We start from the raw sequence: 14,758 nt of genomic DNA on the forward strand, positions 1-14,758 counted from the left end.
GGGGCATCGAAGCCGGTCAGAGTGAAGCCAGCACCTCGTCGGGAATATCGGCGTTGGTGTAGACGTTCTGCACGTCATCAAGGTCTTCCAGCGCATCCACCAGGCCCATCACCTGTGCGGCAGCGGACGCATCGACCGGCACTGAAGTAGAGGCCACCATGGTGACTTCACCCGCTGCGGGCTCGAGGTCCGCCGCTTCGAGCGCTACTTTCACGGCAGAGAAATCTTCCCAGGGGGTGGTCACGTCGATGGAGCCGTCATCGTGGCTGACCACGTCTTCAGCCCCGGCCTCCAGCGCCACTTCCAGCACCTGCTCCTCGTCGGCACCCGGCGCGAAAGCAAGCTGACCCTGGCGACTGAACAGGTAGGCTACCGATCCATCGGTGCCAAGGTTGCCGCCGCGCTTACTGAAGGCATGGCGCACCTCGGCAACAGTACGGTTGCGATTATCGGTCATGACTTCAACCAGCACCGCCACTCCACCGGGGGCGTAACCTTCGTAGGTCAGCTCCTCCATGTCATCGGCGTCGTTGGTACCGGCGCCGCGGGCAATCGCACGATCAATGGTATCGCGCGTCATATTGGCGCCCAGTGCCTTGTCTACCGCTGCGCGCAGTCGCGGATTGTCCTCAGGCGCCGGGCCGCCCTGTTTGGCAGCGACCACCAGCTCGCGGATCAGCTTGGTAAAGACTTTACCCCGCCTGGCGTCCTGCGCCGCCTTGCGGTGCTTGATATTGGCCCATTTACTGTGCCCCGCCATGACTCTACCCCTTGCCCTGCCTCAGGATTCCGCGGGCGCTTCCTTGGGCTGGCGCAGGCGGATATGCAGATCACGCATCTGTTCGGAACTCACATCACCCGGCGCGTCGGTCATGACGCAGTGGGCGGTCTGGGTCTTGGGGAAGGCGATCACGTCACGAATTGACGTGGATCCCGTCATCAGCATCACCATGCGATCGAGCCCGAAAGCCAGGCCGCCGTGGGGGGGCGCACCGTACTGCAGGGCCTGCAACAGGAAACCAAACTTCTCATCCGCCTCTTCCTCGCTGATCTCAAGGATACGGAATACCGCTTCCTGCATGTCACGCTGGTGAATACGCACACTGCCCCCTCCCAGTTCGCAGCCGTTGAGCACCATGTCGTAGGCGCGCGACAGCGCTCCACCCGGGTTGGATTGCAGCTCTTCCACCGGGCAGGCCGGCGCGGTAAAGGGGTGATGCAAGGGCGTCCAGGCGCCATTGCCATCGTCTTCAAACATGGGGAAGTCCACCACCCAGAGCGGCGCCCAGCCCTCACTTATCATGCCCAGGTCTTCTGCCACCTTGACCCGCAGGGCACCCAGTGCTTCGTTAACCACCTTCGACTTGTCTGCGCCGAAGAAAATGATGTCGCCATCGGCAGCACCCAGGCGCTGCATCATCTCGTTGACCACTTCATCGGGCATGAACTTGAGGATAGGCGACTGCAGGCCGGCGACGCCCGCGGCCAGGTCGTTAACCTTGATCCAGGCCAGACCCCTGGCGCCAAAGATGGAGACATACTTGGTGTAGTCGTCAATCTCCTTGCGGCTGATGCTGGCGCCGCCGGGCACCTTGAGCGCAGCAACCCTGCCAGCCGGGTCGTCAGCCGGCCCCCGGAACACCTTGAAGTCGACCTGCTGCATCAGGTCGTCGATGCTCACCAGCTCCATATCGATGCGCAGGTCAGGCTTGTCTGACCCAAAGCGCTCCATGGCCTCAGCGTAAGTCATGTGCGGAAATGCGGGCAGCTCCACGTCGAGAATGGTGCTGAACACCTCGCGCACCATGCGCTCGGTGATATCCATGATGTCGTCCTCGCCGAGGAACGATGTCTCGATATCGATCTGGGTGAATTCCGGCTGGCGGTCTGCGCGCAAATCCTCGTCACGGAAACACTTTGCGACCTGGTAATAGCGATCAAAGCCGGACACCATCAGCAACTGCTTGAACAACTGGGGCGACTGCGGCAGTGCGAAAAACTGGCCGGGATGCGTGCGACTGGGTACCAGGTAGTCGCGGGCACCCTCGGGAGTGGCCCTGGTGAGGATCGGTGTCTCGATATCCAGGAAGCCCTCGCCGTCGAGAAAGTTGCGCACTATCGAGGTGATTTTCGAGCGCGTGATCAATCGCTCCTGCATCTCCTGCCGGCGCAGGTCCATGTAGCGGTAGCGCAGGCGCACATCCTCGCCCACGGCGGTATGCTCATCCAGCTGGAATGGGGGGGTTGCCGCCGTATTGAGGATTTCCAGCTCCTTGCCGAGTATCTCAATCTCGCCGGTCGCCATATTCGGGTTAACCGTGCCCTCCCCGCGGGCGCGCACGCGTCCTGTCACCTTGAGCACATATTCACTGCGCACCTTGTCGGCGCGCTCGAAGTGCTCTTCCGTATCGGGATCGAATACCACCTGTACCACACCACCCCGGTCGCGCATATCGAGGAAGATGACGCCCCCATGGTCGCGGCGACGATCCACCCAACCGCAAATGGTGACCGTTTCGTCGATGTTGGCGGTGCCCAGGGCGCCACAATAATGACTGCGCATAATTCGATTCCGTATAAAATGAACGCCCGAGCCAGACAGGAGGCTCAGGCCGATTTCTTGTCGTCTTTCTTGCTCTTGCCGTCGGCAGCCGGTGCCTTGTCGGCAGACTTATCCGATCCGCCGTGCAGGTTCTTCTTGTTGCCGGTCTTGAAATCGGTCTCATACCAGCCACCGCCCTTCAGGCGAAAGGCCGCCGCAGACACCTTTTTCTTCAATGCTGACGCACCACATTCCGGGCAATCGGTAAGGGGTTCGTCACTGATTTTTTGCAGCGCTTCCAAATGGCCGCCGCATTTCTGACACTCGTATTCGTAAATTGGCATGGAAATCACCACCCAGGATCAGACACAGGCATAAAAAAGAGGCGCGGATTTTAACCCAAGCGGGTGAGGAGGCCAAGCTGCCAGACGGGCAAAACCGGAGAGGGACAGAAACCCCGCACCGTGAGGCGCTATAGAGAAAAGAAGACTGCCAGCCGCCGCAGATTCACACCGCAGCGGCCGGTCAGGAATAGACGCTTAGGAAGCGGCGTATTCCTTCAGTTTCTTCAGAGGACGAATTTTGACGGCAGTGCTGGCCGGCTTCGCCTTGAATACAGTTTCTTCGCCTGTAAAGGGGTTGATGCCTTTACGCGCCTTGCGCGCGGGCTTCTTCACAGTCGTAATCTTCATCACGCCCGGGATAGTGAATTCGCCAACCGAACGCTTCTTTATGCTGCGCTCGATCAGGGTATTCAGCTCTTCCAGAACGGCATTGACCTGCTTCTTGCTCAGATCAGTGCTCTCAGCGAGGCTGGCAACGATCTGGCTCTTGGTCATTTTGTCCCTGATGGCAGGGGTCTTTTTCGCCGGAGCTGCTTTCTTGGCTGCTACCTTTTTCTTGGCTGGAGCCTTTTTAGCCGCTACCTTCTTTTTGGCCGGAGCCTTCTTTTTCGCTGCTGCTTTCTTAGTCGCCATTTTATTTTCGACCTTCCCTAATAGTGAACATGAATCAAGTGTATGCCCTGCAGCGCTGCATCCCCTACTTCATCGGCCTCGCAACAAGTCACAGGGCAAGGTATAACGAATGAAACGCTATAATACAAGCGTTTTTCGACATCGACGGCAAAAAAACCCTGTTTTTTAAGCGTCACAGCGCATTTCGTTGATTCAGGGCAGAAACGAGCCGCTACCAACGCCGTTTACCCCGGCAGACTTGACGCATAGAATAGGCGCCCTGATTCCCCCAACCGGAACTACCTTTCGCCATGCGCACCAGCAATTTTCTCATCGCCACCCAAAAAGAGACCCCCGCAGATGCGGAGGTCATAAGTCATCAGCTGATGCTGCGTGCGGGGCTGATCCGCAAGCTCGCTGCTGGCCTCTACACCTGGTTGCCGCTTGGCCTGCGCGTCCTGCGCAAAGTAGAGACTGTGGTGCGCGAGGAGATGGATGCCTCCGGAGCCCAGGAAGTGTCCATGCCGGTGGTGCAGCCGGCGGAGCTGTGGCAGGAATCCGGGCGCTGGGAACAATACGGCCCCGAACTCCTGCGTATACAGGATCGCCACCAACGGGACTTCTGCCTGGGCCCTACACACGAGGAAGTCATTACCGACCTGGTGCGCGACGAGATCAAGAGCTACAAACAGCTGCCCGTCAACTTTTACCAGATCCAGACCAAGGTACGGGACGAGATACGCCCCCGCTTCGGAATCATGCGCTCACGCGAGTTCCTGATGAAAGACGCCTATTCCTTTCACGTGGACCAGCCGTCGCTTGAGCAGACCTATGCCGTCATGCACCAGACCTACACCAACATTTTCACCCGGCTCGGCCTGGACTTTCGCCCGGTAATCGCCGACACCGGGAGCATCGGCGGCAGCGCCTCCCATGAATTCCATGTGCTGGCAGATTCCGGCGAGGACGATATCGCCTTCTCTGATGGCAGCGACTACGCCGCCAATGTCGAGATGGCAGAAGCCCTGGCTCCGGGCTCCGCGCGGCCACCGGCTGCGGCGGAACTGGCAGAGATACCCACACCCGGCGTCAAGACCATCGATGAGCTGGCGGCTAAACTCTCCATCGACCCATCCCACAGCGTCAAAACGCTGGTTGTCCATGGTGAGGAAGAAGGCCAGCTGGTCGCCCTGGTACTGAGGGGAGATCACCAGCTCAATGAGATCAAAGTGGAAAAACTGCCCGGTATTGCCTCACCGCTGCAGATGGCGGAAGAAGATGCTGTGCGCGCAGCCTGCGGCGCCGGCTTCGGCTCACTGGGCCCCGTCCAACTGCCTATCGATGTGATCGTTGATCGCAGTGCCGCGGTATTGGCGGATTTCGTCTGCGGCGCGAACAAGGAGGGTTTTCACTACACCGGTGTCAACTGGGACAGGGACTGCCCCCTGCCCCGGGTCGAAGACCTGCGCGAGGTGGTCGCTGGTGACCCAAGCCCTGACGGCAAGGGCACATTGCAGATCAAGCGCGGTATCGAGGTCGGCCATATCTTCCAGCTCGGCACCAAGTACAGCGATGCCATGAAGGCACAGGTGCTGGATGAACGCGGCAAAAGCGTCACCATGGCCATGGGCTGCTACGGTATCGGCGTGAGCCGTGTGGTGGCCGCTGCCATTGAGCAGAACCACGATGACCGCGGCATCACCTGGCCTGAGGCCATGGCACCCTTCCAGCTGGCCATAGTGCCGCTGAATATGCAGAAATCGGAGGCCGTCGCCTCCTGTGCCGAAGAGCTCTACCAAAAGTTGCGCAATGCTGGCGTGGACACACTGCTCGATGATAGAAACGAGCGCCCGGGGGTCAAGTTCGCGGACATGGAACTGATCGGTATTCCTCACCGCATCGTTATCGGCGATCGCGCGCTTGCCGAGGGCAATATCGAGTACAAGGGGCGCAGGGACAGTGACTCCCAACTTGTCCCACGCGACAGGATCATCGACTTCCTGCTGGAGCAGCTCGGAGGCTAGGCGGTTGCGCAGTACGCTCGCCCTGCTGGTCGCGCTGACGCTGGCCGTGCCAGCGCTGGCCCAGCCTCAGGACGCGCAGGAGAGAGAGGCCCTGCGCAGCTTTCTGGAGGACACCATTTCCGACGCGGACAGCTTCGAGGATCGCTACGATGCCGAGGTCTGGCTGGTAGACATGTCCGGCCGCCTCACCCGCTTCGTCGCCGACCCGATATACCGACTCGAACTACTGCAGGACATTCACGCGGCCGCAGTCCAGGCAGAACTGCCGCCGGAACTGGTGCTGGCCGTGATCGAAGTCGAGAGCCACTTCGACCGTTTCGCCGTGTCCCGCGCGGGCGCGCAGGGCATGATGCAGGTGATGCCATTCTGGAAGGATGAAATAGGCCGCCCCGACGACAACCTGACCCTCAACAAGACCAACTTTGCCTATGGCTGCCGCATCCTGCAGTTCTACCTGCAGAAAGAAAACGGAAGACTGCATAAGGCACTGGCCCGTTATAACGGAAGTGTTGGTAGTCGGGTCTACTCCAACAAGGTGTATCGCGCGTGGAGCCGCCACTGGCGCACCGACCCGCTGGACTGGTCGGAATAGTGCCCCAACCAGCGGAGTATCAGCGATAGGAACCCGGGGACAACCCGGTCCACTTCTTGAATGACCGGTGAAATGCCGAAGGGTCGGAGAAACCGACGCGCTCAGCCACTTCGCTAACAGTCAATCCGCGCCGACTTAGCAGGGTAATGGCGGTGTCCCGGCGCGCATTGTCCTTAATGCGCTGGTAGGAGGTGCCCTCCTTTTCGAGTCGCCGGCGCAGGGTTCGCGCAGACATGTTGAGCAGGCCTGTGAGCGCCTCAAAACTGGGCAGTTCTTCACGAAAGTCATCGCCCAGGATTTCCCTGATGCGATGGGTGACACTCACGGTACTCGTCTGCGGCTCGATAATGATGTGATAGGGCGCCAGCTTGAGAAACTCGTGCAGCTGCGCTTCATCGCGCAGCAGCGGTGCCTCGAGGTGGCGCGCACTGAAGCGCACCAGGTTTACCGGCTGCCGGTAAGTTACGGGGCAGTGGAAGAAGTGCCGCAACCCGGCGGTGAATTCAGGTTCCGGGCCGGCGCAATCGGCACTGCTGAGGTCAATCTGCTGACCGATGAGCCAGCCACAGAACCGCATCCACATCGCCAGATTACAGAGCACATTGTGCTGTAGTTCGGGTGCGTCATCGCTGTGCAGATAGGACAGTGTCGCTTCCTTGCCACCCGTATCGACCACCAGCCGGTTGGTCACGCTGGCATCACGGCGCACACGACAGCTGGCATTGAATTCAATGGCCCGGCGGATGGCAGAACCCAGATCAGGGCTGCCCAGCATGCTGAGCAGGATCAGCCTGGTGGTGCCAACCGGCGTTCGCACATCCGGCATCACCCCGCCCGATTCGTCGCCGAGCGCCCGCACCAGTTCCACGCAGAGACGGCTGTATTGCTCCCTGGAAACAAAAACCGTCTGTGGACTCTGGCGCAGCGGATCGAAAGGGAATCGAGCGGCGCGCAATATGGCGGCAACATCCTTGTCGTGGGCGCGCGCCTGCACCAGCAGTGCCCGCGTAAACTCCATCGGCACCGCATCGTTGTAGACCTGAGTATTGACTGTGGTTCTCGGCAAAAGACCCCTCCTGAGCCAGGGCCCGAGTATACCGCCTGCGCCGACCGGGCTTGAAGACACTCCTGCGAACAACCCTGCTATGGTTCAATACCGACCAGGCATGACTTTCGGCGCACGACCGGGGCGTTCAATGTTTGACATCGCCCCGAGCCCTGCCCAATATGGTCGTGGGGAGCGGGCCGAACAACAATAAGGACGCATGAACAGCATCAACCAACTCAGTCAATGGAACAGGGACGTGTCCCGGGCCATCGCCGCGCTCGGACAAGAGACGTTTTTCCCGGCCTTGATTGATGCCATCAACGGACAGGTACCGATAAATTACCCCCAGGTGTGGCTCTACCACCGCGACCTGCCCCCGCGCGTGCTTTATCACCAGATACCGCGCTCCGCGCTGGCGGCCCAGGTCGACGAATACCTTGACGGCCCCTATCGCGAAGACCCTTTCTACCAGACCTCGGTGCAGAACCCCAAGTCACGCCTGTACCGCCTTTCCCGGGTCACCCTGGGGAAGCTGGAACAAACAGAATACTACCGGGACTACTACTCGGATACCGGCACTGTCGACGAGGCGGCCTACGTGGCCAAGCTGCACGGCGGCAACGTGATCAACCTGAGCATGATGCGCCTGCCCCAGCAGGGTCCGTTTACCGACGAGGAGTACGAAACCCTGTACATTCTCGCAGACCCGGTCTCTGAACTGATCAAGTCCCATAGCGAGCATGATGACTTCGCCGTCACCAACCTCATCCAACCCGGCATAGACCACCAGATCGATCTGGCGTTTCGCACTTTCGGGGAATCGCTGCTATCTCCCCGAGAGAAAGACGTCCTCGAATTGATGCTGCGTGGCTACGGCACGGACACGTCTGCCAGTCGGCTCGACATTGCCGTGGAAACCGTGCGCAGGCACCGCAAGAGCATTTACCGCAAGCTCGATGTCAGCTCCCAGACAGACCTGTTTTCACTGTTTCTCAACTCGATGTCATGCCTTGGCGAAGCCGGCGGCCAGGATCCGCTGAAAATCTACATGGCACCGCGTTAAGAAGCCGTTTTTCCCATCAGTATCAGGAAGTTACTCCCCAAATAGTGCCCCATCGGGGGCATTGCCAAACACACCAGCCGGGGCGATATTGGCGCTTACTATCATCATGGAATACGTCGCATGTCGTTAGAGGCCGACTGGTTCCTGCGCGCGCACCCGGAGATCACCACGATCGAGGCACTGCTGCCTGACTGCAATGGCATCATGCGCGGCAAGTGGGTTCCCCGACACAAGCTGGCCAAAATCTTCGACGGCGAGCTGAAACTGCCCAAAACCGCCCTCAGCCTCGACATATGGGGCCGCGACGTGGAGGAGCTGGTATTTGCCACCGGTGACGCCGACGGTGTATGCCTGCCGGTCGCCGGTTCCCTGCTGCCCACACCCTGGTCACCCCAGGCCCAACATGGCCAGATCATGCTTTCGATGTACGATGCCGATGGCGCCCCCTATCCCGGGGATCCAAGGCATGTGCTGGAGCAGGTGACAGAGCGCTTTCGCGCGATGGGATGGCGTCCCGTGGTCGCTGCAGAGCTTGAATTCAGTCTGGTTACCTGGGAGAAGGATGTACCCACCCATACCTGTCCGGCGCCTGCGGGCAGCGGCCCCGTCGGGGGCAACATGTACGGGCTGGACGTACTCAACAGCCACCAGGAGATGATGGAAGACCTGAGGCTGGCCTGCGAGATCCAGGACCTGCCCTTCGACGGGGTGGTGAAAGAATCAGCCCCTTCGCAATATGAAATCAATATGCAGCATGTGGACGACCCCCTGCTCGCGGCGCGACAGATCATGATGATGAAGCGCCTGATCAAGGGCGTCGCAGCCAAGCACGGGCTGATCGCGAGCTTCATGGCCAAGCCGTTTGAGCAGGAAGCAGGCAACGGCATGCACGTACACTGCAGCGTGCTGGATGAACAGGGCCTGAATATCTTTGATGATGGCACCGAGAAGGGTACCGCCCAGTTGCAACAGGCCATTGGCGGCTGCCTCACCTACATGGCTGAGTCGGTGGCGGTGTTTGCGCCCACGTACAACGCCTATCGCCGCTTTCAGAAGGGCTGCCACGCGCCGACCTTCCCCAGTTGGGGTTATGAAAACCGCACCGTGGCAGTGCGCGTTCCCGCCAGCAACCCGGTGGCCCGGCGGCTCGAGCATCGCGTCGCGGGTGCTGACGCCAACCCGTATTTGCTGTTTGCGGTCATTCTCTCCGGCATGCTGGAGGGCATCAATGAGAACCTGTCTCCGGGCGAACCGATAACCGGCGATGGCTACGCCCAGGAGGAGGCCACACTTCCGGTATACATGCCCGACGCCGTGGAGCTGTTCAAGGACTCGGACTTCATCCGCAACGCGCTGGGCAGTGAGATGCAACGCATCTTTACATTGAGCAAGGAACAGGAAATCGACGAATTCCGCCGCCGCATCACCCTGCTGGAATACCAGTCATTTCTCGAAAAACTGTAGCGGGAACATAACCCCCGGCGCCAATTTCAGCGCGCATTTGTCGCCCGCTGCCATATACCCGAAACCGCTTCAGTGACACACTGCAGCCATGAACGGTAAAACCGCCAAAATACGATTCAAGCGCCTGGCGCTGTTGCCAGTACTGTTGAGTACACTGCTGGTCGCCAACGGCAGGGCCAGCCCCACGGAGCTGGCCGAAGTGGCAAATACCTGCGCTGATCACCTCGGCCAGCTGCCGGTGGCAGAGGGCCAGTTGTTGTCGTTACCGCTGGATATCCTCAGCTGGAACATTCAAAAGACCAGCAATACCGGCTGGGCAGATGATTTGCTGAAACTGGCTCACGATCGGCACCTGACGTTTATCCAGGAAGCTGCGCTGCAGGCACAGCTGGGCGAGTTACAGCCCAGGGGGCCGCTGTACCAGTCCTTTGCCGAGGGCTATTACTCCGGCAAGCAACGCACGGGGGTAATGACACTGAGCAGTTCGGCACCCACCATGCAGTGCAATTTCACCCGCGTCGAACCCTGGCTGGGCACGCCCAAGGCGGCCACTGTGACCGAGCACGCACTGGCTGGCCGCCAGGAGCGACTATTGGCCGTCAACCTGCACGCAATCAATTTCACAATCGGAATCAGCGACTTGCAAGCGCAGCTGGGCCCGTTGGCGACCTTGCTGGCGAACCATGACGGCCCCGCCATTCTCGCTGGCGACTTCAACACCTGGAGTGCAGCGCGCCAGCAACTGGTAGACAGCACCCTGTCAGTGCTTGGACTGGTGCCGCTGCGCTTTGAACCCGATCTGCGCACCCGGTTCTTCGGGCGCCCCCTGGATCATATCTATGTGCGCGGCCTGGTGGCAGAGCATACTGAAGTGATACCGGTTACCAGTTCCGACCACAATGCCTTACGCGCACGTCTCGACCTTGCACTTTGAGGACCCATACATGCTACGACTTGCCACTATCCTGCTTACCCTGTTTATCGCCAATACCGCTTTGGCCAACGAGCAGACAGATACCGAGATCCAGTATTTACTCGATTTCGTGGAAACCAGCGGCTGCACGTTTCATCGAAATGGCTCAGATCATGATTCCGCCGATGCCGCAGACCACATGCGCCTGAAGTACAGCCGCGGTAAAAAGTACGTTGGTTCGTCTGAGCAGTTCATCGACCGCCTGGCTACCGAGAGCTCCTGGACAGGCAGGAAGTACACCGTGACCTGCGACGGCAATACCCGCCCCTCTGGCGAATGGCTACACGAGGCGCTGGATAACTACCGCAGTACAGCGGGTGGTTGATAGACCCCTGCTGCCGCAATAACCTGCGTTACAACGGTGGTTGTCGCTCCGTCAACAGGCCTTCTGGGCGCGGCGTTGGCGGCAATGCCAGATGCGCCTTCTCCAGGCGATTGACCAGGTGAAAGGCGGCCAGCACCGCCAGCAGGCCGAAGGCGACTGCACCCAGTGCTTCTCCAGCCATCACCCCTTTTGCACCGTACCACTGCGCACCGAAATATACCGCGGGTATGGTCCCGAGCAGGGCGCGACCGAAGTTAAACCCGGTGGCCCAGTGCGGGTGGTGAAGGTTGTTGAAACTGGCGTTGGCGACAAATAGCGCGCCACTGAACACGAAAGCCCCGACCAGGAAGTTGCAATAGAAGCGAATCAACTCTGCCGCCATTGCTGAAGCGGAAAAAGCGGCGACAATGGCATCTCCCAGTAACCACAGCAACAGCCAGACCAACATCACATACGCGACATTGAAAACCATGGCATCGCGCAAGGTGGAGCGTACGCGGTCGTAGCGGCCGGCACCTGCGTTCTGGCCAATGATCGGGCCCACGGCACTGGAGAGCGCAAAGATGGCGCAAAATGCCACCGGGGTTATGCGACCCATTATCGCCGCGCCCGCTACGGCGCTATCGCCGAACTGGGACATGGTGCGCAGCACAAAACTGCCCCCCAGTGGCGTGGCGAGGTTGGTGAGGATCGCAGGCGTGGCAATTTTCAGCAACGGCCGCAGGTCGGCGAGGAACTCCTGCAGCGAAATGCGCCTGGGCAACCGGTGCACCACATGAATTGCATGCCATGCCACGCACAGCACAACCGTTCGCGCCACTACCGAGGCCAGGGCGGCGCCCTCCAGGCCCAGGCCCATGGCGAAGATGAAAATCGGATCCAGTACCGCGTTGACCAGGGAACCGGCGATCGTCGCCCACATCGAGCGGCGCGCATCGCCCACAGCACGTACGCCGGCTGCCATACTCATACCCAGGACCAGCACCGGCATGTTGGGCAGCAGAATGCTTCCGTAGCGCACCGCGTAGTCGAGGGTCACGCCGGATGCCCCCAGTAACTGCAGCAACTCGGTGAGATATAACCAGCCGAAGAAACTGATCACCACGGAGCTGGCGAGGCTGAACAGTAAGCCACTGCTGCAGTAGCGACTGGCAAGGTCGCGCCTGTGAGCACCCTCCGAACGCGCAACCAGGGCGCCAAGAGCGATCTGCAGCCCAATACTGACCGCGACCAGGAAAAATATCAGTGTACCGGCATACCCGACCGCTGCGGCGAGTTCCTGCTCCCCCAGCAAGGTGAGAAAGTACATGTCGACCATATCCACGCCAAACATGGTCAGCAGACCCGTGGCCGACGCAGCGGTCATGGTCAGCACATGCCGCATGGTGGATCCTCGGGTAAATACGGCCTGCTCGGGCATGAGGGAATGGTTCAGACTGGTTTAAGGCAGGCGCATGATACTGCACTTTGACATTGCTGTGTTTGCGGGCAACGAGGGCTCCCGGGTTGTCAGGGGACTTTTGCCAAAATTAAAGCTAATATATACAACCTTTTTGCCCTGATGGAACCCTGCTGCAAGATGACCAACCCCACCAACAAGCCACCACTTGATCCGATCAATACGATTATTTTTGCCGGCTTCCCCATTGCCGCACTGATACTGGTTCCCGCCTGGGGTATCTACCACGGCTTTACCACGGCGCAATGGCTCTGGGCGCTGGCTTTCCTGTACCTGAACGGTTTATCCATTACCGGGGGCTATCACCGCCTGTGGTCACACAAGGCATATGAAGCCCATCCGGCCCTGAAGTGGTTCTTTGCCCTCTGGGGTGCCGGTGCATTGCAAAACAGTATTCTGATCTGGTCATCCGACCACCGGCGCCACCACCGCTACGTGGACGACAATGAGCGCGATCCCTATTCAGCCGGCCGCGGACTTTGGTTCAGCCACATGGGGTGGATGCTGCGTAAGTACAAGACCAACGAGCCGGACTTCAGTAACGCGCGCGATCTGCAGCGGGACCCGGTCGTCATGTTCCAGCACAACCACTACGTGGCCCTGACCGTGCTGATGAACGTGGGCCTGCCGCTGCTGCTGGGGTTCTACCTCGGTGACGTGATCGGCACCCTCTTACTGGTGGGCCTGTTCCGACTGGTGGTTAACCACCACGTCACCTTCTTTATCAACTCTCTCGCTCACTTCTGGGGTACGCGCCCCTACACGGAAAGCAATAGCGCCCGCGACAATGGTTTCCTGGCCTTCCTGACCTATGGTGAGGGTTACCACAACTACCATCACATTTTCCAGACGGACTACCGCAACGGCATCCGCTGGTGGCAGTGGGACCCCACCAAATGGATGATCAACGCCTGCTCACGGGTCGGCCTCGCCAGAAAACTGGTGCGCGTGCCCGATTTCAAGATTCAGCGCGCGATCCTCGACACCCAGTTCCAGCGCGCCCGCAGGCAGATGGAGGCCTCTCCCAGTGCTGATTCACTGCGTGCAACCCTTGAACGCGAATACCAGCAATTCACCGAATCAGTCAATGAATGGACTGCGCTCCAATCGCAACGCTACGAGGCAAAGAAAGCCGAGATAGGGGGCGCCTTGAGCGAGAAAAGGCAGCATCTGCAGCAGCGCTGGGAAAGCGCGGCCCTGCGCACCAAGTTCAAGGAACTGGAATACTCCCTGCGCATGCAGCGCAAACGCCTGGAGCTACTCATGGAACAAGTGCGATTCCAGCAGGCTCACATGACTGGCGCCTGACGGGTCAGTGTCGTCGCAAAGGGGCCGATCGGCCCCTTTTTTGTATGCGGTGATCTCGTACCCGGCCACCTGCGTACGCATACTGTGCTAACTTATCTGACATCACCGCCGACTGCGGGCAGTCGGGATTCTGCAATAACAAACGAGGTATTAGAATGACTACCGTATACGACTTCACCTGCCAAACGGCCGCTGGACAGGAACGGCCCCTTGACGAGTTCAAAGGCAAGGTATTACTGATAGTCAATACCGCTTCCAAGTGCGGCTTTACACCCCAGTTCGCCGGCCTGGAAAAACTCTACGAAACCTATCGCGACCAGGGCCTGGAGATTCTTGGCTTTCCCTGCAACCAGTTTGGCAAACAGGACCCGGGATCCAACGACGAGATCCAGGAATTCTGCCAGCTCAATTACGGCGTCTCCTTCCCCATGTTTGGCAAGATCGAAGTGAACGGTGCCGGCGCTGATCCACTATACAAGCATCTCAAGGATGAGGCCCCCGGGTTCCTGGGCGGCAGGATCAAGTGGAACTTCACCAAGTTCCTGGTGGATAGTTCGGGCAAAGTGGTGAAGCGCTATGCGCCCACTGCGAAACCGGAAGATATCGAGAAAGACGTCAAGGCCTTGTTGGCCTGAGGCAACATATGCCTGCTGCACGATGCGGCGCCAGCGCCGTGCGCGGCAACGCAGCACCAGGCAATGCTTGAAGACAATGAGCTACGCAAAAAAAAGCCCGGCATATAGCCGGGCTTTTTATTAATCAGGCAGAGATCACTCGATGATCTTGGCAACAACACCCGCGCCAACAGTACGACCACCTTCGCGGATCGCAAAGCGCAGGCCTTCTTCCATCGCAATCGGCGCAATCAAAGTGGCTGTCATCTGCACGTTGTCGCCCGGCATGACCATCTCAACACCTTCCGGCAGCTCAACAGCGCCAGTCACGTCAGTCGTACGGAAGTAAAACTGCGGACGGTAGCCCTTGAAGAACGGCGTGTGACGACC

General features: G+C 59.4%; 15 protein-coding genes. 8 read left to right on the forward strand and 7 right to left on the reverse strand.

The genetic code is table 11. The annotated features are described in order from the left end of the window. Positions 1-16: 16 nt before the first annotated feature. The 4 genes from F0M18_RS13720 to F0M18_RS13735 all read right to left on the reverse strand — a co-directional run bounded on the left by F0M18_RS13720 (position 17) and on the right by F0M18_RS13735 (position 3,519). Positions 17-760 carry a YebC/PmpR family DNA-binding transcriptional regulator gene (locus F0M18_RS13720; protein WP_149612015.1) on the reverse strand — a complete coding sequence of 248 codons (744 nt, stop codon included), beginning with the start codon at positions 758-760 and terminating at the stop codon, positions 17-19. 21 nt (positions 761-781) lie between these two features. Continuing rightward, a complete protein-coding gene (aspS, locus tag F0M18_RS13725; RefSeq protein WP_149612016.1) occupies positions 782-2,563 on the reverse strand; it encodes an aspartate--tRNA ligase in 1,782 nt (593 codons plus the stop codon). A gap of 44 nt (positions 2,564-2,607) precedes the next feature. Continuing rightward, the gene (locus F0M18_RS13730) at positions 2,608-2,886 is read right to left on the reverse strand and encodes an FmdB family zinc ribbon protein (protein WP_149612017.1); all 279 of its coding nucleotides are present in this window, start codon (positions 2,884-2,886) and stop codon (positions 2,608-2,610) included. A gap of 195 nt (positions 2,887-3,081) precedes the next feature. After that, positions 3,082-3,519, reverse strand: a complete 438-nt coding sequence (locus F0M18_RS13735) for an HU family DNA-binding protein (RefSeq protein WP_149612018.1) — start codon at positions 3,517-3,519, stop codon at positions 3,082-3,084. Positions 3,520-3,809: 290 nt separating this feature from the next. On the opposite strand from F0M18_RS13735, the gene F0M18_RS13740 reads away from it, so the two are divergent. Continuing rightward, positions 3,810-5,522: a proline--tRNA ligase gene (locus F0M18_RS13740; protein ID WP_149612019.1), complete on the forward strand. Its 1,713-nt coding sequence runs from the start codon at positions 3,810-3,812 to the stop codon at positions 5,520-5,522. Between the two features lie 4 nt (positions 5,523-5,526). Further along, positions 5,527-6,114, forward strand: coding sequence for a lytic transglycosylase domain-containing protein (locus F0M18_RS13745; protein ID WP_149612020.1), 588 nt, complete (start codon positions 5,527-5,529; stop codon positions 6,112-6,114). 19 nt (positions 6,115-6,133) lie between these two features. On the opposite strand, the gene F0M18_RS13750 is transcribed toward F0M18_RS13745, so the two are convergent. Then, a complete protein-coding gene (locus F0M18_RS13750; RefSeq protein WP_149612021.1) occupies positions 6,134-7,180 on the reverse strand; it encodes an AraC family transcriptional regulator in 1,047 nt (348 codons plus the stop codon). Positions 7,181-7,379: 199 nt separating this feature from the next. On the opposite strand from F0M18_RS13750, the gene F0M18_RS13755 reads away from it, so the two are divergent. From F0M18_RS13755 to F0M18_RS13770, 4 genes are all read left to right on the forward strand, one after another. Beyond that, on the forward strand, positions 7,380-8,225 hold the full coding sequence (locus F0M18_RS13755; protein WP_149612022.1) for a helix-turn-helix transcriptional regulator: 846 nt from the start codon (positions 7,380-7,382) through the stop codon (positions 8,223-8,225). Between the two features lie 120 nt (positions 8,226-8,345). Continuing rightward, on the forward strand, positions 8,346-9,689 hold the full coding sequence (locus F0M18_RS13760; RefSeq protein ID WP_149612023.1) for a glutamine synthetase family protein: 1,344 nt from the start codon (positions 8,346-8,348) through the stop codon (positions 9,687-9,689). A gap of 88 nt (positions 9,690-9,777) precedes the next feature. Then, a complete protein-coding gene (locus F0M18_RS13765; RefSeq protein WP_149612024.1) occupies positions 9,778-10,623 on the forward strand; it encodes an endonuclease/exonuclease/phosphatase family protein in 846 nt (281 codons plus the stop codon). Between the two features lie 10 nt (positions 10,624-10,633). Then, on the forward strand, positions 10,634-10,987 hold the full coding sequence (locus F0M18_RS13770) for a YfeK family protein (RefSeq protein WP_188109720.1): 354 nt from the start codon (positions 10,634-10,636) through the stop codon (positions 10,985-10,987). 28 nt (positions 10,988-11,015) lie between these two features. On the opposite strand, the gene F0M18_RS13775 is transcribed toward F0M18_RS13770, so the two are convergent. Beyond that, a complete protein-coding gene (locus tag F0M18_RS13775) occupies positions 11,016-12,371 on the reverse strand; it encodes an MATE family efflux transporter (RefSeq protein ID WP_262500953.1) in 1,356 nt (451 codons plus the stop codon). 195 nt (positions 12,372-12,566) lie between these two features. Between F0M18_RS13775 and F0M18_RS13780 the strand changes: the two genes are divergently transcribed. Both F0M18_RS13780 and F0M18_RS13785 read left to right on the forward strand, forming a co-directional pair. Beyond that, the gene (locus F0M18_RS13780; RefSeq protein WP_149612026.1) at positions 12,567-13,754 is read left to right on the forward strand and encodes a fatty acid desaturase; all 1,188 of its coding nucleotides are present in this window, start codon (positions 12,567-12,569) and stop codon (positions 13,752-13,754) included. A 155-nt stretch (positions 13,755-13,909) separates the two neighbouring features. Continuing rightward, positions 13,910-14,389: a glutathione peroxidase gene (locus F0M18_RS13785; RefSeq protein ID WP_149612027.1), complete on the forward strand. Its 480-nt coding sequence runs from the start codon at positions 13,910-13,912 to the stop codon at positions 14,387-14,389. 135 nt (positions 14,390-14,524) lie between these two features. Here the strand turns inward: F0M18_RS13785 and F0M18_RS13790 are convergent. After that, the coding region (locus F0M18_RS13790) for an EF-Tu C-terminal domain-related protein (protein ID WP_449421224.1) at positions 14,525-14,758 on the reverse strand (234 nt) is incomplete at its 5' end.

Source organism: Pseudohalioglobus sediminis (genome assembly GCF_008370495.1).
Lineage (GTDB): Bacteria > Pseudomonadota > Gammaproteobacteria > Pseudomonadales > Halieaceae > Halioglobus.

What these genes read in the sequence shown, in the direction of transcription:
- F0M18_RS13720 (WP_149612015.1), bottom strand. Translation starts at nt 760, where the DNA reads ATGGCGGGGCACAGTAAATGGGCCAATATCAAGCACCGCAAGGCGGCG.
- aspS (WP_149612016.1), bottom strand. Translation starts at nt 2,563, where the DNA reads ATGCGCAGTCATTATTGTGGCGCCCTGGGCACCGCCAACATCGACGAA.
- F0M18_RS13730 (WP_149612017.1), bottom strand. Translation starts at nt 2,886, where the DNA reads ATGCCAATTTACGAATACGAGTGTCAGAAATGCGGCGGCCATTTGGAA.
- F0M18_RS13735 (WP_149612018.1), bottom strand. Translation starts at nt 3,519, where the DNA reads ATGGCGACTAAGAAAGCAGCAGCGAAAAAGAAGGCTCCGGCCAAAAAG.
- F0M18_RS13740 (WP_149612019.1), top strand. Translation starts at nt 3,810, where the DNA reads ATGCGCACCAGCAATTTTCTCATCGCCACCCAAAAAGAGACCCCCGCA.
- F0M18_RS13755 (WP_149612022.1), top strand. Translation starts at nt 7,380, where the DNA reads ATGAACAGCATCAACCAACTCAGTCAATGGAACAGGGACGTGTCCCGG.
- F0M18_RS13760 (WP_149612023.1), top strand. Translation starts at nt 8,346, where the DNA reads ATGTCGTTAGAGGCCGACTGGTTCCTGCGCGCGCACCCGGAGATCACC.
- F0M18_RS13765 (WP_149612024.1), top strand. Translation starts at nt 9,778, where the DNA reads ATGAACGGTAAAACCGCCAAAATACGATTCAAGCGCCTGGCGCTGTTG.
- F0M18_RS13770 (WP_188109720.1), top strand. Translation starts at nt 10,634, where the DNA reads ATGCTACGACTTGCCACTATCCTGCTTACCCTGTTTATCGCCAATACC.
- F0M18_RS13775 (WP_262500953.1), bottom strand. Translation starts at nt 12,371, where the DNA reads ATGCGGCATGTGCTGACCATGACCGCTGCGTCGGCCACGGGTCTGCTG.
- F0M18_RS13780 (WP_149612026.1), top strand. Translation starts at nt 12,567, where the DNA reads ATGACCAACCCCACCAACAAGCCACCACTTGATCCGATCAATACGATT.
- F0M18_RS13785 (WP_149612027.1), top strand. Translation starts at nt 13,910, where the DNA reads ATGACTACCGTATACGACTTCACCTGCCAAACGGCCGCTGGACAGGAA.